We start from the raw sequence: 21,821 nt of genomic DNA, 5'->3' as shown, positions 1-21,821 counted from the left end.
GGAGGCGTGATGGCCAACACGACACGTCCCCCGATGAACATCGAATTCGAGACCCTGGTCGACAACGTCCAGTCGCAGTTCCGCAACCTGAACCCCAACCAGCCGGGCCAGTGGCCGCTGCTGCCCAAGCTGGCCACCTGGCTGGTGACGGCGATCGTCGTCGTGGTGCTGGCCTGGTTCGGCGTGATCGCCGACGAGGTGCAGGCGCTCGACGACGAGGCGGCCAGGGAGCTGACCCTCAAGGCCGAATACCGCACCAAGCTCGCGCAGGCGATCAACCTCGACGAGTTGCGCAAGCAGAAGCTGCAGGTGCAGGAATACGTGACGCAGCTGGAGCGGCAACTGCCAGGCAAGGCCGAGATGGACGCCCTGCTGTCCGACATCAACCAGGCGGGGGTGGGGCGCGGGTTGCAGTTCGAGCTGTTCCGGCCGGGTCAGGTGGTGATCAAGGACTACTACGCGGAGCTGCCGATCTCGCTGCGGGTCAGTGGCAAGTACCACGACATCGGCGCGTTTGCGTCGGATGTGGCCAACCTGTCGCGCATCGTGACGCTGCACAACCTGGTCATCACGATGCCGGGCCTGTCGCAGGGCCAGTCGGTCCCGAGCGGCACCGGCCTGCTGGCGATGGAAGCCACCGCGCGCACCTACCGCTATCTGGATCCTGCCGAGGTCGAAGAGCGCCGCAAGGCCATGGCCATCGCCAAGGCCAAGGCCGCCGGAGGGGCGCAATGAAGCCACGCTACCCGACCCTGAGAGTCCTGGCCGCCGTTGCGCTGGCCTGGGTGGCCGGAACGACGCTGACCGCCTGCTCCGATCCGCACGAGGAGTTGCAGGCCTGGATGGACGAGCAGCGCCGCGACGCCAAGCCGCGCGTGTCGCCCCTGGTGCCGCCGCGCAAGTTCGACCCGCAGCCCTACCTCGCGAGCAGCGCGGTCGAGCCGTTCAGCATCCAGAAGCTGCAGGTGGCGATCAAGCAGGAGAGCCGCCAGCCGAACTCGCTGCTCTCGCCCGAGATGAACCGCCGGCGCGAGCCGCTGGAAGCCTACCCGCTCGACTCGCTGAGCATGGTCGGCAGTCTGGTGCGCAGCGGCAGGACCTTTGCATTGCTGCGGGCGGACAACCTGCTGTACCAAGTCAAGGTGGGTGATTACATGGGCCAGAACTATGGCCGCATCACCCGCATCACGGAAACCGAAATTGCCTTGCGCGAAATCGTGCAGGACGCGATTGGAGAGTGGATCGAGCGCACCAGCACGCTTGCCCTCCAGGAGCGGGCCCAGGAGAAGCGATGAAGACCACCGACAAGATTGCCTCTGCATCCACGGACCGCTGGAGTGTTCGTCTGACCGCGCTCGCCCTGCTGGCGGCGGCGCCGGTACTCGGCTTTGCGCAGAACGCCATCCAGTCCGTCACCAATGGCTTGCAGGGGGGCAGCGAGGTCATTCGCCTGGAGTTCAGCGAACCGCTGACCGCGGTGCCCAAGGGCTTCGCGTTGCAGTCACCGGCCCGTGTCGCGCTGGACCTGCCGGGCGTGCGCAACGCCACGGGCCAGAACACCCAGGAAGTCAACCAGGGCAATCTGCGCTCGCTGGCGCTGGCCCAGGGCAGTGACCGGACCCGGCTGGTGCTCAACCTGAAGCAGGCCACCCGCTACCGCGCCGAAATCGATGGCAAGACGCTGGTCATCACGCTGGATCCAGTGGCTGCCGGTGGTGCGCCATCTGCCCCGAGCGCGGTGGCTGGTGCAGCTGCGCCGGTGCATTTCGCCGAGCCGAAGAACACCCAGCCCGAGCGCCTGCGCGACATCGACTTCCGCCGCGGCAAGGATGGCGCCGGTCGTGTGGTCGTCGATCTGCCCAGCAACCAGGTCGGGGTGGACATCCGCCAGCAGGGCCAGAACCTGATTGTCGAATTCCTGCGTTCGTCGGCCTCCGAGGGCTTGCGACGCCGCCTCGACGTGACCGATTTCGGCACGCCCGTGCAGGCTGTCACCACCACCCAGGTCGGCGACCGGGTGCGCATGGTGATCGAGCCGCGCGGCCACTGGGAGCACAGCGCCTACCAGACCGACAACCAGTTCGTGCTGGAAGTGCGGCCCGTCAAGGTCGATCCGCAGAAGCTCACCCAGGGCCCTGGCTACAGCGGCGACAAGCTGTCCCTGAACTTCCAGAGCATCGAAGTCCGCGCGCTGCTGCAGGTCATCGCCGACTTCACCAACTTCAACATCGTCACCAGCGACACCGTCACCGGGAACGTGACGCTGCGGCTGAAGGACGTGCCCTGGGACCAGGCGCTCGACATCATCATGCAGGCCAAGGGGCTGGGCGTGAAGAAGTCGGGCAACGTGCTGTGGGTGGCGCCCAAGGAAGAACTCGCGGCCAAGGACAAGTCCGAACTGGAATCCAAGGCCCAGGTGGCGGCGCTGGAGCCGCTGCGCACGCAGTCCTTCCAGCTCAACTACACCAAGGCCGAGGACGTGGCCAAGGGGCTCGTCGGCCAGCAGACCACCGGCGGCGGTGGATCGACCAATGCCACGCGGCTGCTCTCCACCCGCGGCAGCGTCATCTCCGAGATGCGCACCAACCAGCTCTTCGTGACCGACATCCCGGCCAAGCTCGAAGAGATCGGCCAGATGATCACCAAGATCGACATCCCGGTGCGCCAGGTGATGATCGAGGCGCGCATCGTCGAGGCCGAGGACACTTTCGGGCGTTCGCTGGGCGTGAAGCTCGGGGCGAATGACCTGCGTGGCGTGCGGGGCGGCGTGCCGGGCGTGAACCTGGGGCTGGGCAATGTGACGGTGGGCGGGACGTATGGCGGCATCGGCTACCAGACGGGCCAGTCGGCCACCGGCGACTACGCCAACACCCAGTTCGTCAACCTGCCCGCCAACACCAGCACGCTGGGCGGCGCGAGCGCGGCGACCTTCGCGCTGTCGCTGTTCGGTGCGGCGTCGAACCGCTTCCTGAACCTCGAACTCTCGGCGCTTGAAGCCGAGGGCCGCGGCAAGCTGGTGTCCAGTCCGCGCGTGATCACGGCCGACCAGGTCAAGGCGCTGATCGAGCAGGGCACCGAACTGCCTTATCAGACGGCGACCTCCAGCGGTGCCACCGCGATCCAGTTCCGCAAGGCCAACCTCAAGCTCGAAGTGGTGCCGCAGATCACGCCCGAGGGCAGCATCATCCTGGACGTCGATGTCAACAAGGACAGCGTTGGCCAGCAGACTGCCGCCGGCTACGCGATCAACACCAAGCACGTGAAGACACAGGTGCTGGTCGAGAACGGCGGCACGGTGGTGATCGGCGGCATCTTCGAGATCAGCGAGACCGAATCGGTGAACAAGGTGCCTTTCCTGGGCGACATCCCCTATCTGGGAGCACTGTTCCGGAACAAGACTCGCGCGTCGAACAAGACCGAGCTGCTCGTGTTCCTGACGCCGAAGGTGATCACGGACCGCAACGCCGCGGCCCGCTGAATCTGAACCCAACCGAAGTGATGACAATGAACAAGATGATCTGGCGTGTCGGGGGACTGGCACTGGCGGCGGCCTTGAGCGCGTGTGGCGGTGGCGGCGCGGATGCGGGCTGCAGCGTCTTCTCGGCGAGTTGCACGACCACCACGGGGACCACGACGACCGGCGGCACGACCACGTCGGATTCCGGCACGGTTTCGACCAGTTCGTCCGGCACGGTGGTGCTGTCGCTGTCGAGCACGACGGTGAGTGCGTCCACGCCCGGTACGGTGACGGCGCTGGTCAAGGATGCCAATGGCAAACCGATCAAGGGCGCTGTTGTCGCCTTCGAGGTTTCCAATGGCACCGCCACGCTCTCGCCGGAGCGCAGCATCACGGACGATCTGGGCAATGCATCGGCCACATTGCAGCCTATCGCTGGCAAGATCGGCGCCGATTATGTCAAGGCGTCAGCCGATGTCTCATCGTCCTCGACCTTGACTACACGAATTGCCTTCACGGTTTCCACCGTCAACGTGGTACTCAGCAACATGGTCGCTACCCCGGCCAGCGTGGCGGCTTACGGCGCCAGTGTTTTATCGGTCGATGTGGAGGGTGCTTCGTCTTCTGCGCCAGTCACAGTGGCTTTTTCGTCCACTTGCGCCGCCGCTGGCAAGGCTGATCTTTCGCCTGCTTCGGTGTCGGTGACGGGCACGACTGCACGCATTACCTACCGCGACAAGGGCTGTGGCACCACCGACCGTATCAGCGCCCAGATCACCGGCACCAGTCAGCAGCGCCAGATCGATCTGGTGGCAGCTGCGCCGTCAATGACTTCGCTGGAGTATGTTTCGTCTACCCCGGACATCATCTGTCTGGCGGGCAGCGGTTGCCCGATGTCCACGCAGGTGAAGTTTCGCTTGCGCGACCAGTATGGCAACGCCATCCCCAACATGCCTGTGAGTTTCTCGCTGGACATCCCTGGCGTGGCCGATCTGGGTGTGACTTCGCAGCCAACTGATGCCGATGGCGTGGCCACGGTGTCGGTGACCGCCCGCACGACGCCGTCGCCGGTGCGTGTCAAAGCCAAGGCAGACGGCACGACATTGGCCACGGTGTCCAACGAGCTGGCGATTCATGCCGGCTTGCCCACGAGCCGCACCTTCAGCTTCGCGCCTGAGGCGTACAACCCGAACGGTATGTACAGGGATGGCACCTCGACGGCCATCCGTGTACAACTCAACGACCGCTTCGGCAATGTCGTGGCCGATGGCACCTCTATCAGCTTCGTTTCCGAGGGCGCCAGCGTGATTCCATCGCGTTGCAAGACCGCCAGCGGCGTCTGCACTGTCAACTTTGTCAGCAGTGAGTTCCGACCTGCCAATGGGCGCGTGACCGTGCTGGCCTTCGCCCAAGGCGAAGAAGCCTTCGACGACACTGATGGCAACAACCTCTACACACTAGGCGAGCGATTCAACGATCTTGGCCCTATCTTCATCGACAAGAATGAAAATGATGCCGAAGACATGGCCGATGGAGAGCATATCAAGGGTGAGGCGGCCGATGGCAAATGGAGTGACAACGGCTATGTTCGTTTCAGCAGTGTGTTCACACTGTCGAGCCATCGCCTGCCTCGAATTTCGGCAGTGCCGGCAGGTGGTGTGGCCACTTGTCCGGAAGGGGCCAGTCATCAAGACTTTTTGGGTGCTGACCGCTTGATCCTGTCGCCGACCACATCGATCTGTCGTGTGTCACGGTTGATTTGCATTCGGGATAGCAACACGGCAGCGGATCGGGTGACATCCGGCACCCGATGGGATGGCAATCCGATTCCAGCGGTATCGACCGTCACGATATCTTCGAAGGCCAAGGGTGCGTCAGTCAAAGTGGACAACACGCCGATTCCGTCCACCATCAGCCCGACCATGCACCGAATCACCGTCGAACTTGATGATTGCACAAAGGCGCTGGAATCGTCGGGCGCGGTGGACCTGACGGTCAAGATGCCAGAGGGTTCGACCTACACTTTCGACATTGGTCGCATTCAGTGATGCTATGAGTGTGCTTTGGTCGCCGTGACCCGATGGGCGAAACGGTAGACTTGCAGCCCTGACGGCGCCGGAACAGGCCTGTTCCAGCGCCGTTTTTCTTTTGCCCGATGTTGAATTCTTCTCAGCCCCAAGCGGCTCACGCCCACCCCACCATCAGCTTGGTCGCCATGCCCGGCGCCGGCAAGTCCACGGCTGGTCGGCACCTCGCCAGCGCACTCGGCATGCCCTTCTTCGACGCCGATGTCGAAATCGAGCGTCGCATCGGCATGTCGATCCGCGCCTTCTTCGAGCGCGAGGGCGAGGCGACGTTCCGCGACGTCGAGCAGGAGGTGCTGGCCGATCTGGCGCACCGCGGCGGGCTCGTGCTGGCCACGGGCGGTGGCGCTGTGCTGCGCGAGGCCAACCGGCGGGTGCTGCGCGACCACACGACCGTTGTCTACCTGCGGGCCTCCCCCGAAGAGCTGTTCCGCCGTCTGCGCCACGACACCCAGCGCCCGCTGCTGCAGGTGGCCGACCCGCTGCGCAAGCTGCGCGATCTCTACCAGACCCGCGACCCGCTCTACCGCGAGACCGCACAGTTCACCATCGAGACCGGCCGCCCGTCCGTGCCGACGCTGGTGAACATGATCCTGATGCAGCTCGAACTGGCGGGCGTGGTGTCCGCGTTTCGCCCGCCCAGGGCTGCCACGCCCGGTCCAGCCCAACGAACCAGCCCACGGGGATGACGATGACCACAACCATGACTCCCGCTGCGACCCAGACCGTGCCGGTGTCCCTCGGCGACCGCAGCTACGACATCCGCATCGGCGCCGGCCTGCTCGACGCCGACGAGAGCTGGACCGGCCTGCCCAGGGCATCCACCGCCGTCATCGTCACCAATACCACCGTCGGCCCGCTCTACGCTGCTCGCTTGCAGGCCGGGCTGGCCAAGCACTACCCGCGCGTGCTGACCATCGAGCTGCCGGATGGCGAGGTCTACAAGGACTCCGCGACCCTCAACCTGATTTACGACGGCCTGCTCGGCGCCGCCTGCGACCGCAAGACGGTGCTGTTCGCGCTCGGCGGCGGCGTCATCGGCGACATGACCGGCTTCGCCGCATCCTGCTACATGCGCGGCGTGCCCTTCGTGCAGGTGCCGACGACGCTGCTGTCGCAGGTCGATTCGTCGGTCGGCGGCAAGACCGCCATCAACCACCCGCTCGGCAAGAACATGATCGGCGCGTTCTACCAGCCGGTGCGCGTGATCTGCGACCTCGACACGCTCGACACGCTACCGCCGCGCGAGCTGTCCGCCGGGCTGGCCGAGGTCATCAAGTACGGCCCGATCGCCGATGCGGACTTTCTCGACTGGATCGAGGCCAACCTGCCCGCGCTGATGGCCCGCGACAAGACTGCGCTGGCCCACGCCGTGAAGCGCTCGTGCGAGATCAAGGCGGCCGTCGTCGGCAGCGACGAGCGCGAGAGCGGCCTGCGCGCGATCCTGAACTTCGGCCACACCTTCGGCCACGCGATCGAGTCCGGGCTGGGCTACGGCGAGTGGCTGCACGGCGAGGCGGTCGGCTGCGGCATGGTGATGGCGGCGGACCTGTCGATGCGCCTCGGCCTGATGCCCGCCGAGTTCGTGGCCCGCGTGAAGGCGGTGTGCGAACGCGCCGGCCTGCCGGTGGTCGGCCCGGCGCTGGGCGCGGACCGCTACCTGGCGCTGATGCAGGTCGACAAGAAGACCGAGGGCGGCGAGATCCGCTTCGTCGTCATCGACCGGCTGGGCAGCGCCCGGATGCAGGGCGCGCCGGAAGCCCTGGTGCGCGACGTGCTCGCCGCCCACTGCCAGCCTGCCTGACCGCGCGCGACACCGGATGCGTCTCGACCTCGCGCCCTTCGCCAGTGACCCGGCGCAGGGCCGCGGTCGCCGCCATCCCGAAGCCCCGGCACCGACCCGCAACGATTACCAGCGCGACCGCGACCGCATCGTTCACAGCACCGCGTTCCGCCGCCTCGTCTACAAGACGCAGGTCTTCCTCAACCACGAGGGCGACCTGTTCCGCACCCGGCTGACGCACACGCTGGAGGTCGCGCAGCTCGGTCGCTCCATCGCCCGCTCGCTGCGGCTGCACGAGGACCTGGTCGAGGCGATCGCGCTGGCCCACGACCTCGGTCACACCCCCTTCGGCCACGCCGGCCAGGACGCGCTGCACGCCTGCATGCGCCACCACGGCGGCTTCGAGCACAACCTGCAGAGCCTGCGCGTGATCGACGTGCTGGAGGAGCGCTACCCGGCCTTCGACGGGTTGAACCTGACCTTCGAGACCCGCGAGGGCGTGCTCAAGCACTGCGCGAAGCGGGTGGCGCGCTGGATCGACGCGCATGAGCCGGGCGGGGTAGGGCGGCGCTTCCTGGACGGCACCCAGCCCTCGCTGGAGGCGCAGCTCGCCAACCTCGCCGACGAGATCGCCTACAACGCGCACGACGTGGACGATGGCGTGCGCTCCGGGCTGATCGACTTCGAGCAGGTGTGTGCGCTGCCGCTGGTGGCGCGCTTCCGCGACGAGGCGCTGGCCGAGCACCCCGAGCTGGCGCAGATGAAAAAGCGCCGGCTGCTGTCCGAGACGCTGCGGCGCATGCTGTCGGCGCAGGTCTACGACGTGATCGACACGACGCGGGCCGCACTGGCGCTGCACCAGCCGGACAGCGCCGACGCGGTGCGCCAGTTGCCGCCGCTGGTCGCATTCAGTCCGGCGATGCGCGAGGCGAGCACCGCGCTCAAGCGCTTCCTGCTGCAGCAGCTCTACCGCCACCCGCAGGTGATGGACACCACCGCGCGGGCGCAGCAGATCGTGCGCGAACTGTTTGCTGTCTATATCGACCGGCCGCAGGAAATGCCGGCCGACTACGCCGCCTCGCCACTGCCGCACCGGGCGGTGGCCGACTACATCGCCGGCATGACCGACCGCTACGCCATCCGCGAGCACGAGCGGCTCACGGGGCAGCGGCTGTTTGACCACGGCCCCGTCTGACGCCGCTCAGCCTTCGGTGGGCAGGAAGCCTTCGATCGACAGGTAACGCTCGCCGGTGTCGTAGTTGAAACCCAGCACGCGGGCACCAGCCGGCAGCTCCGGCAGCTTCTGCGCGATGGCGGCCAGCGTGGCGCCGCTGGAAATGCCGACCAGCAGACCTTCTTCGCGGGCACTGCGGCGTGCCATCTCGCGGGCGGCTTCGGCGTCGACCTGAATCACGCCATCCAGCAGTTCGGTGTGCAGGTTCTTCGGGATGAAGCCGGCGCCGATGCCCTGGATCGGGTGCGGTGCGGGGGCGCCGCCGCTGATGACGGGGGAGGCGGCCGGCTCGACGGCGTACACCTTCAGGTTCGGCCAGCGGCTCTTCAGCACCTGCGCGCAGCCGGTCAGGTGGCCGCCGGTGCCCACGCCGGTGATCAGTGCGTCCAGGCCTTCGGGGAAGTCGGCGAAGATTTCCTCGGCGGTGGTGCGCACATGGACCGCGACATTGGCCGGGTTCTCGAACTGCTGCGGCATCCACGCGCCCGGAGTGGCGGCGACCAGCTCTTCCGCCTTGGCAATCGCGCCCTTCATGCCCTTCTCGCGCGGTGTCAGCACGAATTTCGCGCCATAGGCCAGCATCAGGCGGCGGCGCTCGATGCTCATGCTCTCGGGCATCACCAGCACCAGCGGATAGCCCTTGACCGCGGCGACCATCGCCAGCCCGACGCCGGTGTTGCCGGAGGTCGGCTCGACGATGGTGCCGCCGGGCTGCAGCGCGCCGCTGGCTTCGGCGTCCTCGATCATGGCCAGCGCGATGCGGTCCTTGATCGAGCCGCCGGGATTGCCTCGCTCGGACTTGATCCAGACCTCGGCGCCCGGGCCGAACAGGCGGTTGATGCGGATGTGCGGGGTGTTGCCGATCGTGGCGAGAACGCTGGCAGCTTTCATGGGGGGGACTCCGGGTGGTACCAAAACGAACAAGTCGAAGGAGAATGTGGATTCTGAACCATCGACAGCCCGCCTGTCCGGTGCGCACAATCCGGCTCGACCCAGATCGCCCCAGACCTCGCCCTGCACTCCGTTTCCGCACTTTCGACCATGGCCCGACTGCCCCGCCTTGCCATTGCCGGTCTGACCCACCACGTGATCCAGCGTGGACACAACCGCCAGTCGGTCTTCCTCGACGACACGGACCGCAGCGCCTATCTGGCCGCGTTGCGCGAGGCGGCGGCGCTGCAGCAGGTGGCCGTGCACGCCTATGTGCTGATGGACGACCACGTCCACCTGCTCGTCACACCGCCGACGGCGGAAGCACTCAGCAAGATGCTGCAGGCCATCGGCCGGCGCTACGTCTCGGCCTTCAACCGCCGGCACGGCCGGGTCGGCACGCTCTGGGACGGCCGCTTCCGCGCCACGGTGCTGGAGAGCGGCCCGCACGTGCTGGCCTGCATGCGCTACATCGAGCAGAACCCGCAGCGCCTGATCCCGCCCACCGCCGCGACCGACTACCCGTGGTCCAGCGCGTCGCACCACCTCGGCCGGCGCCGCGACAGCCTGCTGACCGACCACGCGCTGTACTGGGCCACCGGCAACACGCCCTTCGAGCGCGAACTGGCGTGGCGGCGCCTGCTCGATGATCCGCTGTCCGGCGACGAGGTCCAGGCCCACACCGACAGTGCGCTCAAGGGCTGGGCACTGGGGTCTGGTGCGTTTCTTGCACGCTTGGGCGCCACCACCGAGCGGCCCATGGCGCCACGCCCGCGCGGCCGCCCGGCGCGCGCACCACGACAGGGCGTGGAGGCCGAAGTCTGACCACGCTGGTGCGCGGCGACCTTCATTCTGTCCCCATTTGAATGTCGCGAAATTGCTGATCTACTTTTAAGTGAGTCTGACCCCTTTTAGTTTTGCTTGAGGGGTTCGCTGCAGTGCAGTAAATTTGCACGGTTTCGCTTTGCCTTTCGTCTTTCGCCATTTGCCCTACGCAGGAGTGCGCCATGAACCAGGCTGCCTCGGGACATCCGTCCCCCCAAGAGATCCAAGCCCTCGCCGCCGGCGGGTTGTACGACCCGGCCAACGAGCACGATGCGTGCGGCGTCGGCTTCGTCGCGCACATCAAGGGCCAGAAGGCGCATTCCATTGTCGAGCAGGGTCTGAAGATCCTCGAGAACCTCGACCACCGCGGCGCCGTCGGTGCCGACGCGCTGATGGGCGATGGCGCAGGCATCCTGATCCAGATCCCCGACGAGTTCTTCCGCGCCGAGATGGCGGTGCAGGGCGTCACGCTGCCCCCGCCGGGCGAGTACGGCGTCGGCATGATCTTCCTGCCGAAGGAACGCGCCTCGCGTCTGGCGTGTGAACAGGCTGTCGAGCGCGCGATCAAGGCGGAAGGGCAAGTGCTGCTGGGCTGGCGCGACGTGCCGGTGGACGCCGACATGCCGATGTCGCCCACCGTGCGCAAGACCGAGCCGGTCATCCGCCAGGTCTTCATCGGCCGCGGTGCCGACGTGATCGTGCCGGACGCGCTGGAGCGCAAGCTGTACGTGATCCGCAAGACCGCCTCCGCGGCGATCATGAAGCTCAAGCTCACGCACAGCCGCGAGTACTACGTGCCCAGCATGTCGTGCCGCACCATCATCTACAAGGGTCTGCTGCTGGCGGATCAGGTCGGCACCTACTACCTGGACCTGAAGGACGTTCGCTGCACCTCGGCGCTCGCCCTGGTCCACCAGCGCTTCTCGACCAACACCTTTCCCGAGTGGCCGCTCGCCCACCCCTACCGGATGGTCGCCCACAACGGCGAGATCAACACCGTCAAGGGCAACTTCAACTGGATGCGCGCCCGCCAGGGCGTCATGAAGTCGCCGGTGCTGGGTGAAGACCTGCAGAAGCTCTACCCGATCAGCTTCTTCGGCCAGTCCGACACGGCCACCTTCGACAACACGCTCGAACTGCTGACGATGTCGGGCTACTCGCTCGCCCACGCCGCGATGATGATGATCCCGGAAGCCTGGGAACAGCACGCGACGATGGACGAGCGCCGCCGCGCCTTCTATGAGTACCACGCCGCGATGATCGAGCCGTGGGACGGCCCGGCCGCGATGGTCTTCACCGACGGCAAGCAGATCGGCGCCACGCTGGACCGCAACGGCCTGCGCCCGGCGCGCTACATCGTCACCGACGACGACCTGGTCGTGATGGCCTCGGAAGCCGGCGTGCTGCCGATGATCCCCGAGAACAAGGTCATCAAGAAGTGGCGCCTGCAGCCGGGCAAGATGTTCCTGATCGACTTCGAGCAGGGCCGCATCATCGACGACGAGGAGCTGAAGAACCAGTTCGCCTCGGCCAAGCCCTACCGCCAGTGGATCGAGAACGTGCGCATCAAGCTCGACTCGATCCCGGCCGACGCTGCGCCGGTCGCTGCGGCCACCGAATCGCTGCTGGACCGTCAGCAAGCGTTTGGCTACACGCAGGAAGACATCAAGTTCCTGATGGCCCCGATGGCCGCCAACGGCGAAGAAGGCATCGGCTCGATGGGCAACGACAGCCCGCTGGCCGTGCTGAGCGACAAGAACAAGCCGCTCTACAACTACTTCAAGCAGCTCTTTGCCCAGGTCACGAACCCGCCGATCGACCCGATCCGCGAAGCGATCGTGATGTCGCTGAACTCGTTCATCGGCCCGAAGCCCAACCTGCTCGACATCAACGCGGTCAACCCGCCGATGCGGCTGGAAGTGGCCCAGCCGATCCTCGACTTCGCCGACATGGCGCGCCTGCGCGGCATCGAGCGTCACACGGGCGGCAAGTTCAAGAGCTACGCGCTCGACATCACCTACCCGCTGGTGTGGGGCCATGAGGGTGTCGAGGCGAAGCTGGCCTCGCTGTGCGCGGAAGCCGTGGACGCGATCAAGGGTGGCTCGAACATCCTGATCATCACCGACCGGGCGATGGACGCCACGCACGTCGCGATCCCGGCGCTGCTGGCCCTGTCCGCGATCCACCACCACCTGGTGCGCGAAGGGCTGCGCACGACGGCCGGTCTGGTGGTCGAGACGGCTTCGGCCCGCGAAGTCCACCACTTCGCCGTGCTGGCGGGTTACGGCGCCGAAGCCGTGCACCCCTACCTGGCGATGGAAACGCTGGTCGATCTGCACAAGACGCTGCCGGGCAACCTGTCGGCCGACAAGGCGATCACCAACTACGTCAAGGCCATCGGCAAGGGTCTGTCCAAGATCATGTCGAAGATGGGCGTGTCCACGTACATGTCCTACTGCGGTGCGCAGTTGTTCGAGGCGATCGGCCTGAACAAGGAACTGGTCAAGCAGTACTTCCGGGGCACCCCGACCCAGGTCGAGGGCATCGGCGTGTTCGAGGTCGCCGAGGAAGCGATCCGCAACCACATCGCCGCCTTCAGTGACGACCCGGTGCTGGCCTCCATGCTGGACGCCGGTGGCGAATACGCCTGGCGCGCCCGCGGCGAAGAGCACATGTGGACGCCGGACGCCATCGCCAAGCTGCAGCACAGCACGCGCTCGGGCAAGTTCGACACCTACAAGGAATACGCCCAGATCATCAACGACCAGAACAAGCGCCACCTCACGCTGCGCGGCCTGTTCGAGTTCAAGTGTGATCCGACCAAGGCCATCCCGGTCGACGAGGTCGAACCGGCCGCCGAGATCGTCAAGCGCTTTGCCACGGGCGCGATGTCGCTGGGCTCGATCTCCACCGAAGCCCACTCGACGCTGGCCCTGGCGATGAACCGCATCGGCGGCAAGTCGAACACCGGTGAAGGCGGCGAAGACCCGGCCCGTTACCGCAACGAGCTGAAAGGCATCCAGATCGTCGACGGCACCAAGGTGTCGGACGTGATCGGCGCCAAGGTCATCGAGTCCGACTACGCCATGAAGGCCGGCGACAGCCTGCGCTCGAAGATCAAGCAGGTCGCCTCGGGCCGCTTCGGTGTCACCACCGAGTACCTCGTGTCCGCCGACCAGATCCAGATCAAGATGGCGCAAGGGGCCAAGCCGGGCGAGGGCGGTCAGCTCCCGGGCGGCAAGGTGTCCGAGTACATCGGCAAGCTGCGGCACTCGGTGCCGGGCGTGGGCCTGATCTCGCCGCCGCCGCACCACGACATCTACTCGATCGAGGATCTGGCGCAGCTCATCCACGACCTGAAGAACGTCAACCCGGTTGCCTCCGTCAGCGTCAAGCTGGTCTCGGAAGTCGGTGTCGGCACCATCGCCGCGGGCGTCACCAAGTGCAAGGCCGACCACATCGTGATCGCCGGCCATGACGGCGGCACCGGTGCGTCCCCGTGGTCGTCGATCAAGCACGCCGGCACGCCCTGGGAACTCGGCCTGGCCGAAACCCAGCAGACGCTGGTGCTGAACCGCCTGCGCGGCCGTGTCCGCGTGCAGGCCGACGGCCAGATGAAGACTGGCCGCGACGTCGTCATCGGCGCGCTGCTGGGCGCTGACGAGTTCGGCTTCGCGACCGCACCGCTGGTGGTCGAAGGCTGCATCATGATGCGCAAGTGCCACCTGAACACCTGCCCGGTGGGCGTGGCGACGCAGGATCCGGTGCTGCGCAAGAAGTTCACCGGCAAGCCCGAGCACGTCGTCAACTTCTTCTTCTTCATCGCCGAGGAGGCGCGCCAGCTCATGGCGCAGCTCGGCATCCGCAAGTTCGACGACCTGATCGGCCGCTCGGATCTGCTGGACACGAAGAAGGCCATCAGCCACTGGAAGGCCAAGGGGCTGGACTTCAGCAAGGTGTTCTTCCAGCCCGCGGTGCCGGCCGAAGTGCCGCGCCTGCACGTGTCCACCCAGGACCACGGTCTGGAGAAGGCCCTCGACCACAAGCTCATCGCCAAGGCCAAGGCCGCGATCGAGAAGGGCGAGAAGGTCCAGTTCATGGAAGACGTGCGCAACGTCAACCGCTCCGTCGGCGCGATGCTGTCGGGCGAGCTGATCAAGCACCACCCGGACGGTCTGCCCGACGAGACGATCTTCGTGCAGATGGAAGGCACCGGCGGCCAGAGCTTCGGCGCCTTCCTGGCCAGCGGCATCACCTTCTACCTGATCGGTGAAGCCAACGACTACACCGGCAAGGGAATGTCGGGCGGGCGCATCGTGGTGCGTCCGTCGATCGAGTTCCGCGGCGATGCGTCGAAGAACATCATCATCGGCAACACGGCGCTGTTCGGTGCCACCAGCGGCGAGGCCTTCTTCCGCGGCGTGGCGGGCGAGCGGTTCGCGGTGCGTCTGTCGGGCGCGACGACCGTCGTCGAAGGCACGGGCGACCACGGCTGCGAATACATGACCGGCGGTACCGCGGTCGTGCTGGGTCAGACGGGGCGCAACTTCGCGGCCGGCATGTCCGGTGGCGTGGCCTATGTGTACGACGCGGACGGCAGCTTCGCTTCGCGCTGCAACACCGCGCAGGTCGCACTCGACAAGGTGCTGCCGTCGGCCGAGCAGGAAAAGACCATGGACCTGGCGATCTGGCACAAGGGCCAGACCGACGAGTCCCTGCTCAAGAAGCTGGTCGACGACCACCACCGCTGGACCGGCTCGCTGCGTGCACGCGACATCCTCGACAACTGGAGCGACGCCCGCACCAAGTTCGTCAAGGTGTTCCCGAACGAGTACAAGCGCGCCCTCGGCGAGATCAACGCCACCAAAGCCGCGGACGCGACCATCGCGAAGGCCAAGGGCGACGTCAAGGGTGATGGCAAGGCGGCGCAAGCCGTTCCGGCCAAGTAAGCGCCCCGCCATCCGACGAACCGAACATTTGCGAGAGTCAACGCACCATGGGTAAGGTCACTGGTTTCATGGAGTTCGAGCGCCTCGAAGAGGGCTACGAACCGGTCGAGAAGCGCCTGAAGAACTACAAGGAATTCGTCATCGGTCTGAAGGCCGACGAATCCAAGGTCCAGGCCGCGCGCTGCATGGACTGCGGCACGCCGTTCTGCAACAGCGGCTGCCCGGTCAACAACATCATCCCGGACTTCAACGACCTGGTCTTCCAGGGCGACTGGAAGAACGCGATCACGGTCCTGCACTCGACCAACAACTTCCCCGAGTTCACCGGCCGCATCTGCCCCGCCCCGTGCGAGGCGGCCTGCACGCTGAACGTGAACGACGACGCCGTGGGCATCAAGTCCATCGAGCACGCGATCATCGACCGCGCCTGGGAAGAGGGCTGGGTCGTGCCGCAGCCGCCGAAGGCGAAGACGGGCAAGAAGGTCGCGGTGGTCGGCTCCGGCCCCGCCGGCATGGCGGCGGCGCAGCAACTGGCCCGCGCCGGCCACGATGTGACGCTGTTCGAGAAGAACGACCGTCCGGGCGGCCTGCTGCGCTACGGCATCCCCGACTTCAAGATGGAGAAGACCCACATCGACCGCCGCGTGAAGCAGATGGAGGCCGAAGGTGTGGTCTTCCGGAACAACGTGATGGTCGGCGAGCTGCCCAAGGGCTCCAAGGTCACCAGCTGGGCCAAGGAAACCATCAGCCCCGCGCAGTTGAAGGCCGACTTCGACGCCGTGCTGCTGACCGGTGGCTCCGAGCAGTCGCGCGACCTGCCGGTGCCGGGCCGCGAGCTGTCGGGCATCCATTTCGCGATGGAACTGCTGCCGCAGCAGAACAAGGTCAACCACGGCGGCAAGGTGAAGGACCCGATCCGCGCCGATGGCAAGCACGTCATCGTCATCGGTGGCGGTGACACCGGCTCCGACTGCGTGGGCACTTCCAACCGCCACGGCGCTGCCAGCGTCACGCAGTTCGAGGTGATGCCGCAGCCCCCGGTCGAGGAAAACCGCCCGCTGACCTGGCCCTACTGGCCGATGAAGCTGCGCACCTCGTCGAGCCACGACGAAGGCTGCACCCGCGAGTTCGCCGTCTCGACCAAGGAATTCACGGGCAAGGACGGCAAGGTCACCGGCCTGAAGACCGTGCACGTCGAGTTCAAGGACGGCAAGCTGGTCGAGATCCCCGGTACCGAGAAGGAATACAAGGCCGACCTCGTGCTGCTGGCGATGGGCTTCGTGAACCCGGTGGCGACGGTGCTGGACGGCTTCGGCGTGGTCAAGGACGCCCGCGGCAACGCCAAGGCCACGACCGACGAGGACACCGGCTACAAGACCAATGTGGACAAGGTGTTCGCGGCGGGCGACATCCGCCGTGGCCAGTCGCTGGTCGTGTGGGCGATCCGCGAAGGCCGGCAGGCGGCGCGTGAAGTGGACCAGTTCCTGATGGGGGCGACGACGCTGCCGCGTTGAGGATTTACCTCTGAAAATAAAAAGCCGCCTAATAGGCGGCTTTTTTCTTGATGGGGTCTGGATTATTTGTTGCGCTGCTTTTCGGCTGCATCCCCTGGTTTTTCAAGAATTTCCTCGTGATTTTCTACAACATACATTCCTGCGTCGATGGCGGTGCTGCCAACGGCAACGACAGTATCGACGGCCAAGCTTCCTACTTCACTTACTGCGCCAGAAATATCGCCGGATGATATTTTATCTACCACGTTACCTATGCTTTTGCCTAAGTTGCTCAAGTAATCAAACATGATGACTATTTCCTTTGTTTCGATTGTAATAATTACAAGCCGTTCATTGTTTCTCTGATCTCTGAAAAGGCTCGGCCCTCTGAAAGCTCAATAGTTCTTTTGATGAAATCTGCTTTATCTCGAACGGATTCCATTTCTTCTGAGTTTAGAGAGACACTGTGTTGACTTCCTTTCTGGCGAAGTTTCAGAAAGGCAAGGCATCCAGCCATATCATCAACTCCCCGCTCTTTGCATAAATCAGCAAGGCGAGACGTGCTTAGCCGATCCATGTCTTTCCATAGCTTTTCTATTTTATCAATATTTGCTTTCTTTATTGATGCGCCAGCACTGGATGCAGCCTTTGCTAAACTATCAAAAAATCCCATTAATTACTCCAAGTGAAAATGGTCTACAATTATGGCTTGGGGCTTGGGGCTTGGGGCTTGGGGCTTGGGGCGTAAAACTCGTGGTTTTTTCACGAATTTTTGATCTTCACTTCAAATCGACCTAGTTTGACTGTGATGAATTACCACAAAGCTGATGCTGCTTGCTTCGACTCAGGGGCTGGCTTATGTTCCGTCATGCCCGTGCATGCGGGCACCCACGCTTGGCGGTAGATCCTCGCTTCCGCGAGGATGACGGGACGGGTACGTATTCAGGTACCCCCCTCTGGTAGCGCAGACAGAAAATCCTTTTCCAATCAATGGCTTAGCGCCTGCCCGCGGATTTCGATAGATCGGCTGATGCCCGAAATGTCTGCGCAACATGATCGTGGAGCATGAATCACAGCCAAATCGATGGTTCACGGCACCGCTAAGTTGTTGATTTACAAGGAACGGGGGGTACCTGAATACGTACCGGGACGGTGCATACTGGCAGGACCACCTCACAGCCCTGCCGACCATGACCAACGTCAAAGCCATCGAAGCCGCCGTGACGGCACTCCCCCCGGAAGACTTGGCCGAGTCCCGCCGCTGGTCCACCGAGTTCAGCAGCGCCCGATGGGACCGCGAGATCGAACAGGACATGGCCGCTGGAAAACTCGATGTCTTCCTCGCGGAAGCACAGGCCGACTATCTCGTGGGCGACTCCGCGCGTGCGCTGTGAAGCACGCCGATGTGAGCCGTGCTGCGTGAGGTGAAATAGGCGGGCGTGGTGTCCGCAGGGTGCATGGCGACTGTTTTGTCTGCTGGCGGCGAGCCAATGTTGGCGCGCTCAGACATACCGCCGCAAATCCTTCACCAGTACAAACAGATGCATCGCATCGGTCGGTGAATCCACGAAATCGAATCGCTGGTAGAACGACCGCGCGGCTTCATCCTTCGCGTGGACCGCCAGCGCACGGATGCCAGCAATGTCGGCCGCCTGCACGGTGCGGCGCATCGCATCCTTGAGTAGTCCGGCGCCGATGCCTCGGCCCTGCCAATCCCGGTGGACGCCCAATCGGGCGAGCAGCATCAGCGGCAGTGGGTGTCGTGCCAAGCCTTTGCTCAGCCGATCCGGTGCGTCCTCGTATCGCACTTCGCTGACGACCAGCGTATGGAAGCCGATCACCAGGTCATCCGCGAGGCCGACATATGTCTGGGCAGCATTCGCCGCTTGGTTGGCGGCTGCGAAACGACTCAGGTACCGATTGAGCGCAGGCTCCCCACAATCGAACGCTTCCACGGCATGTCGGCGCGACAGTTTCTCGATGCGCAGGTGCGTCACGCTGCGGAACCCGTGTCGTTGTCGGGGGCCTCGAAAACACTGGGTTGGCTGAACAAGTTGGCCACGGCCGGCAATTCACGCGGTGCAGCGTCCAGGGCGACCAGGAACTCCTCCCACTGTTCAGCGGAAAGTCCGAAGTGACGCCGCTGGGCGAGCATGTCATCGGCCCGCGCCAGCGCACTGTCCAGCACGAATTCGCTGACCGAACGGCGGTCTGCCGCGGCGGCGGCGGCGAGGGTCTGCTTGGCGGCGGGTGTCAGCCGGAGATCGAGCTTTTCGGTGCGGTTGGCGGGTGGGCGTGCAGGGGTGGTTTGCATGGCAATGCTCCAGGTCGAGCGCCCACTATAGTCTCGATGCCAGACATTGTCATGACATCAATGTCGCGGTTCCGATGGGGTGCCTTTGTCGCCTCAAGCGGGGTAACACGCCCCCAGCACCCGCAAGCCTGCCGCCCCCGTCACCGCCGGCTCATTCGCCGCCCGCCGATGCACATGCATGTGCGCCAGCCAGGCAAAGGCCGCCGCCTCGACTTCCAGCGCCGGTAGACCTTCCGCATCGGTGGAAAGGACCGCCAGACCGGGCAGAAGGGCCTTCAGGCGCGCGATCAGCGTGTCGTTGAAGGCGCCCCCGCCACAGACCAGCAGATCGGCTGCATCGGGCGCGTGGCGGCGCACGTCGTCGGCGATGGTCGCGGCGGTGAACTCGCACAGCGTGGCCTGGACGTCGGCGGGTGGCGGCATGGGTGCGCCGGTCCGGACGAGGCCGTCCAGCCGCTCCTGCAGCCATGCGGGGTGGAACAGGTCGCGCCCGGTGCTCTTGGGCGGTTGCTGGGCGAAATAGGGTTGCGCCAGCAGGTCCGCAAGCAGGGCGGGCGAAACCGTGCCGCTGGCCGCCCAGGTGCCGCGGTCGTCGTAGGCGCGGCCATGGTGGTGGTGGACCCAGTGGTCCATCAGCGCGTTGCCGGGGCCGCAGTCGAAGCCGCGGGCCGGCTCGCCGGGTCGCAGGATGGTCAGGTTGCTGATGCCGCCGATGTTGACGACCGTGCGCGTGGCGTCGGGCCGGCCGAAGACGTGCTGGTGGAAGCAGGGCACCAGCGGTGCGCCCTGGCCGCCCGCGGCGACATCGCGGCTGCGCAGGTCGGCGATGACGTCGATGCCGGTGCGCTCGGCGAGCAGGGCCGCGTTGCCGAGTTGCAGCGTGTAGCCGGTGCCGTCGTGCAGGCCGGGCTGGTGGCGCACGGTCTGGCCGTGGGCGCCGATGGCCCGGATGGCGGTGGCGGGCGTCTGGCTGGTGTCGAGCAGCGCCTGGACGACCTCGGCATAGACCAGCGCCAGTGCGTTGCCGGCGAGGGCGGCACGGTGCAGTTCGTCCGGACCGCTGGTCTGCAGCGCCATCAGGGCGCCGCGCAGCGGTTCAGGGAGCGGCCGGTGGGCGTGGGCCCGGACGCCGAGCCAGCGACCGTCGGCGCCGATGCGGCAGAGCACACCATCGACACCGTCCAGCGACGTGCCCGACATCAGGCCGATGAAGAGCGCGTCGGGACGGAGATCGCTCATTCCACGCGGGCCAGCTTTCCGACCGGGCGCACGATGGACTCCATCAGCTGCGCGTGCATCTGCTTCGATTGCGACTCGAAGCGTGCGCGCGTGATGCCGGACAGCTCGGAGGTTTCGGACGCGCGGGCAACCTGTGTCGGATCGACCTGGGCGCCCTTGACCTTGAACTCGAAGTGCAGGTGCGGGCCGGTTGCCCAGCCCGTCGCGCCGACGGCACCGATGACTGAACCCTGAGTGACCGAGGCGCCCTTGTTGACGTCGATGCGGCTGAGGTGGGCGTAGACGGTCTCGCGCCCGCCGCTGTGCCCGATGATCACGACGTTGCCGTAGCCGTTCTGCACGCCGGCAAAGTTCACCACGCCGTTGCCGACGGTGTGCACCGGGGTGCCCATCGGAGCCCCAAGGTCGACGCCGAGGTGGGCGCGCCAGGTCTGCAGGATCGGGTGAAAGCGCATCGCGAACCCGGAGGTCACGCGGGAGAAGGCCAGTGGCGAAGACATGAATGCCTTCTGCTTGCCCTGACCCTTGAGGCTGTAGTACTCGCCCTTTTTGCCGGATTCCTGGAACCAGACGGCTTCGTAGGTTTCCTTGCCGTGTATGAAGCGCCCCGCCAAGACGCGCCCTGCCGAGCCGCCCCAGGTGACCGGTTCGCCATCTGCAGTCAGCGCCTCGTAAACGACAGCGAAGCTGTCTCCGGGCCTGATGTCCCTGCGGAAGTCCACGTCGTTTCCGAACATGTCCGCCATCTGGCCCGTGATGTTGTCGGGCATGCGGGCTTCGTCTGTCGCAGCGAACAGCGTGGTCCTGACCGTGGCCGCGCCGCTGCGGGTTTCGATCTTCATCGGTACCTGCTCGCTGACCGAGGTCAGGCCTTGCTCCGTGCGGCGGACGGTGATGCGGGTGAAATGCGAGCCAAGCTGGGTGCGTTCAGCGGCCGGGCCGCGCACGACCAGTTCCTGCAATTCGCCACCGCCCGGCGACGACTCCGTGACCGCCCGCAGCATCTTGCCTGGTCTACCCGAAAGGATGGTGCGCGCCACCGGATCCTTGCGCAAGAATGAGGATGCTTCAGGATCAGCAACACCCAGGCGCCGCAGCAGCGTGTCGGCGGTGTCGGTGGAGCGTGTGAGGTCGCTGCGGTGCAGCAGCATCTCGTACTCGGCCAGTGCTTCGGCTTGGGCGGCAAGCCCTTCCGGCGACACGGACTCTGTGACCGTCTGGATATTCTTGGGTGTCGAATCGACCATGCTCAGCGGCGCGACACCAAACGCGGTGACACCACTGAGGGTCAGCACGGCGGTCACGATGGCGCTGAACGTCTTCGGATGCCGACGAACGGTGAGGTCTGCGTGCGCCAGATGCAGGCGCGCTTTTTCGCCCAGATTGTTCACGAGTCTGTTCTTTGTTCGTGACGGGCGCGGGACACGCCAGTCCTGATTGATCCATCGGCACCGTCCTCCCCCTTGGAGATGTCTGGCCTGTTCTGCTCTGGAACAGGCACTGGACACTCTAG

Annotated in this window: 18 protein-coding genes; 11 read left to right on the top strand and 7 right to left on the bottom strand. The window is 65.4% G+C overall.

The genetic code is table 11. From position 1 onward, the window contains the following. Positions 1 to 9 precede the first annotated feature (9 nt). From AABN02_RS10535 to AABN02_RS10505, 7 genes are all read left to right on the top strand, one after another. Entirely contained in the window at positions 10 to 735 is a 726-nt protein-coding gene (locus tag AABN02_RS10535; RefSeq protein ID WP_338414889.1) for a type 4a pilus biogenesis protein PilO, read from the top strand. Next, complete coding sequence (locus AABN02_RS10530; RefSeq protein WP_338414888.1) at positions 732 to 1,295, top strand: pilus assembly protein PilP; 564 nt, start codon at positions 732 to 734, stop codon at positions 1,293 to 1,295. The genes AABN02_RS10535 and AABN02_RS10530 overlap by 4 nt, the downstream gene beginning before the upstream one ends. Beyond that, positions 1,292 to 3,478: a type IV pilus secretin PilQ gene (locus tag AABN02_RS10525; RefSeq protein ID WP_338414887.1), complete on the top strand. Its 2,187-nt coding sequence runs from the start codon at positions 1,292 to 1,294 to the stop codon at positions 3,476 to 3,478. The genes AABN02_RS10530 and AABN02_RS10525 overlap by 4 nt, the downstream gene beginning before the upstream one ends. 20 nt (positions 3,479 to 3,498) lie before the next feature. Beyond that, positions 3,499 to 5,505 carry an Ig-like domain-containing protein gene (locus AABN02_RS10520; RefSeq protein WP_338414886.1) on the top strand — a complete coding sequence of 669 codons (2,007 nt, stop codon included), beginning with the start codon at positions 3,499 to 3,501 and terminating at the stop codon, positions 5,503 to 5,505. A gap of 107 nt (positions 5,506 to 5,612) precedes the next feature. Beyond that, positions 5,613 to 6,230: a shikimate kinase gene (locus tag AABN02_RS10515; RefSeq protein WP_338414885.1), complete on the top strand. Its 618-nt coding sequence runs from the start codon at positions 5,613 to 5,615 to the stop codon at positions 6,228 to 6,230. Between the two features lie 2 nt (positions 6,231 to 6,232). Further along, positions 6,233 to 7,345, top strand: coding sequence for a 3-dehydroquinate synthase (gene aroB / locus AABN02_RS10510; protein WP_338414909.1), 1,113 nt, complete (start codon positions 6,233 to 6,235; stop codon positions 7,343 to 7,345). Between the two features lie 16 nt (positions 7,346 to 7,361). Then, complete coding sequence (locus AABN02_RS10505; RefSeq protein ID WP_338414884.1) at positions 7,362 to 8,519, top strand: deoxyguanosinetriphosphate triphosphohydrolase; 1,158 nt, start codon at positions 7,362 to 7,364, stop codon at positions 8,517 to 8,519. Positions 8,520 to 8,525: 6 nt separating this feature from the next. Here the strand turns inward: AABN02_RS10505 and cysK are convergent, their stop codons facing one another. Beyond that, positions 8,526 to 9,449, bottom strand: a complete 924-nt coding sequence (cysK, locus tag AABN02_RS10500; protein ID WP_338414883.1) for a cysteine synthase A — start codon at positions 9,447 to 9,449, stop codon at positions 8,526 to 8,528. A gap of 150 nt (positions 9,450 to 9,599) precedes the next feature. Between cysK and AABN02_RS10495 the strand changes: the two genes are divergently transcribed. The 3 genes from AABN02_RS10495 to AABN02_RS10485 all read left to right on the top strand — a co-directional run bounded on the left by AABN02_RS10495 (position 9,600) and on the right by AABN02_RS10485 (position 16,776). Then, positions 9,600 to 10,313 (top strand): transposase, encoded by a 714-nt coding sequence (locus AABN02_RS10495; protein WP_338414882.1) that lies wholly within the window; start codon positions 9,600 to 9,602, stop codon positions 10,311 to 10,313. Between the two features lie 182 nt (positions 10,314 to 10,495). Continuing rightward, complete coding sequence (locus AABN02_RS10490) at positions 10,496 to 15,262, top strand: glutamate synthase-related protein (RefSeq protein ID WP_338414881.1); 4,767 nt, start codon at positions 10,496 to 10,498, stop codon at positions 15,260 to 15,262. A gap of 47 nt (positions 15,263 to 15,309) precedes the next feature. Beyond that, entirely contained in the window at positions 15,310 to 16,776 is a 1,467-nt protein-coding gene (locus tag AABN02_RS10485) for a glutamate synthase subunit beta (RefSeq protein WP_338414880.1), read from the top strand. A gap of 62 nt (positions 16,777 to 16,838) precedes the next feature. On the opposite strand, the gene AABN02_RS10480 is transcribed toward AABN02_RS10485, so the two are convergent. Beyond that, positions 16,839 to 17,063, bottom strand: coding sequence for a hypothetical protein (locus AABN02_RS10480; RefSeq protein WP_338414879.1), 225 nt, complete (start codon positions 17,061 to 17,063; stop codon positions 16,839 to 16,841). 32 nt (positions 17,064 to 17,095) lie between these two features. Next, the gene (locus tag AABN02_RS10475; RefSeq protein ID WP_338414878.1) at positions 17,096 to 17,428 is read right to left on the bottom strand and encodes a hypothetical protein; all 333 of its coding nucleotides are present in this window, start codon (positions 17,426 to 17,428) and stop codon (positions 17,096 to 17,098) included. Positions 17,429 to 17,945: 517 nt separating this feature from the next. Here AABN02_RS10475 and AABN02_RS10470 point away from each other — a divergent pair. Then, positions 17,946 to 18,149, top strand: a complete 204-nt coding sequence (locus AABN02_RS10470; protein ID WP_338414877.1) for a hypothetical protein — start codon at positions 17,946 to 17,948, stop codon at positions 18,147 to 18,149. 108 nt (positions 18,150 to 18,257) lie between these two features. Here AABN02_RS10470 and AABN02_RS10465 read toward each other — a convergent pair whose 3' ends face one another. From AABN02_RS10465 to AABN02_RS10450, 4 genes are all read right to left on the bottom strand, one after another. Then, positions 18,258 to 18,752 carry a GNAT family N-acetyltransferase gene (locus tag AABN02_RS10465; RefSeq protein WP_338414876.1) on the bottom strand — a complete coding sequence of 165 codons (495 nt, stop codon included), beginning with the start codon at positions 18,750 to 18,752 and terminating at the stop codon, positions 18,258 to 18,260. Then, complete coding sequence (locus tag AABN02_RS10460; RefSeq protein ID WP_338414875.1) at positions 18,749 to 19,069, bottom strand: DUF1778 domain-containing protein; 321 nt, start codon at positions 19,067 to 19,069, stop codon at positions 18,749 to 18,751. The genes AABN02_RS10465 and AABN02_RS10460 overlap by 4 nt, the downstream gene beginning before the upstream one ends. Before the next feature lie 93 nt (positions 19,070 to 19,162). Then, positions 19,163 to 20,308 carry an anhydro-N-acetylmuramic acid kinase gene (locus AABN02_RS10455; protein WP_338414874.1) on the bottom strand — a complete coding sequence of 382 codons (1,146 nt, stop codon included), beginning with the start codon at positions 20,306 to 20,308 and terminating at the stop codon, positions 19,163 to 19,165. After that, entirely contained in the window at positions 20,305 to 21,699 is a 1,395-nt protein-coding gene (locus tag AABN02_RS10450; protein ID WP_338414873.1) for a peptidoglycan DD-metalloendopeptidase family protein, read from the bottom strand. The genes AABN02_RS10455 and AABN02_RS10450 overlap by 4 nt, the downstream gene beginning before the upstream one ends. Positions 21,700 to 21,821 lie beyond the last annotated feature (122 nt).

The organism is uncultured Sphaerotilus sp. (assembly GCF_963924895.1).
In the GTDB taxonomy this organism is placed as follows: Bacteria; Pseudomonadota; Gammaproteobacteria; order Burkholderiales; family Burkholderiaceae_C; genus Sphaerotilus.
Note: the sequence above shows the minus strand (reverse complement) of the source record. Positions and strands in the feature narration are given on the sequence as shown.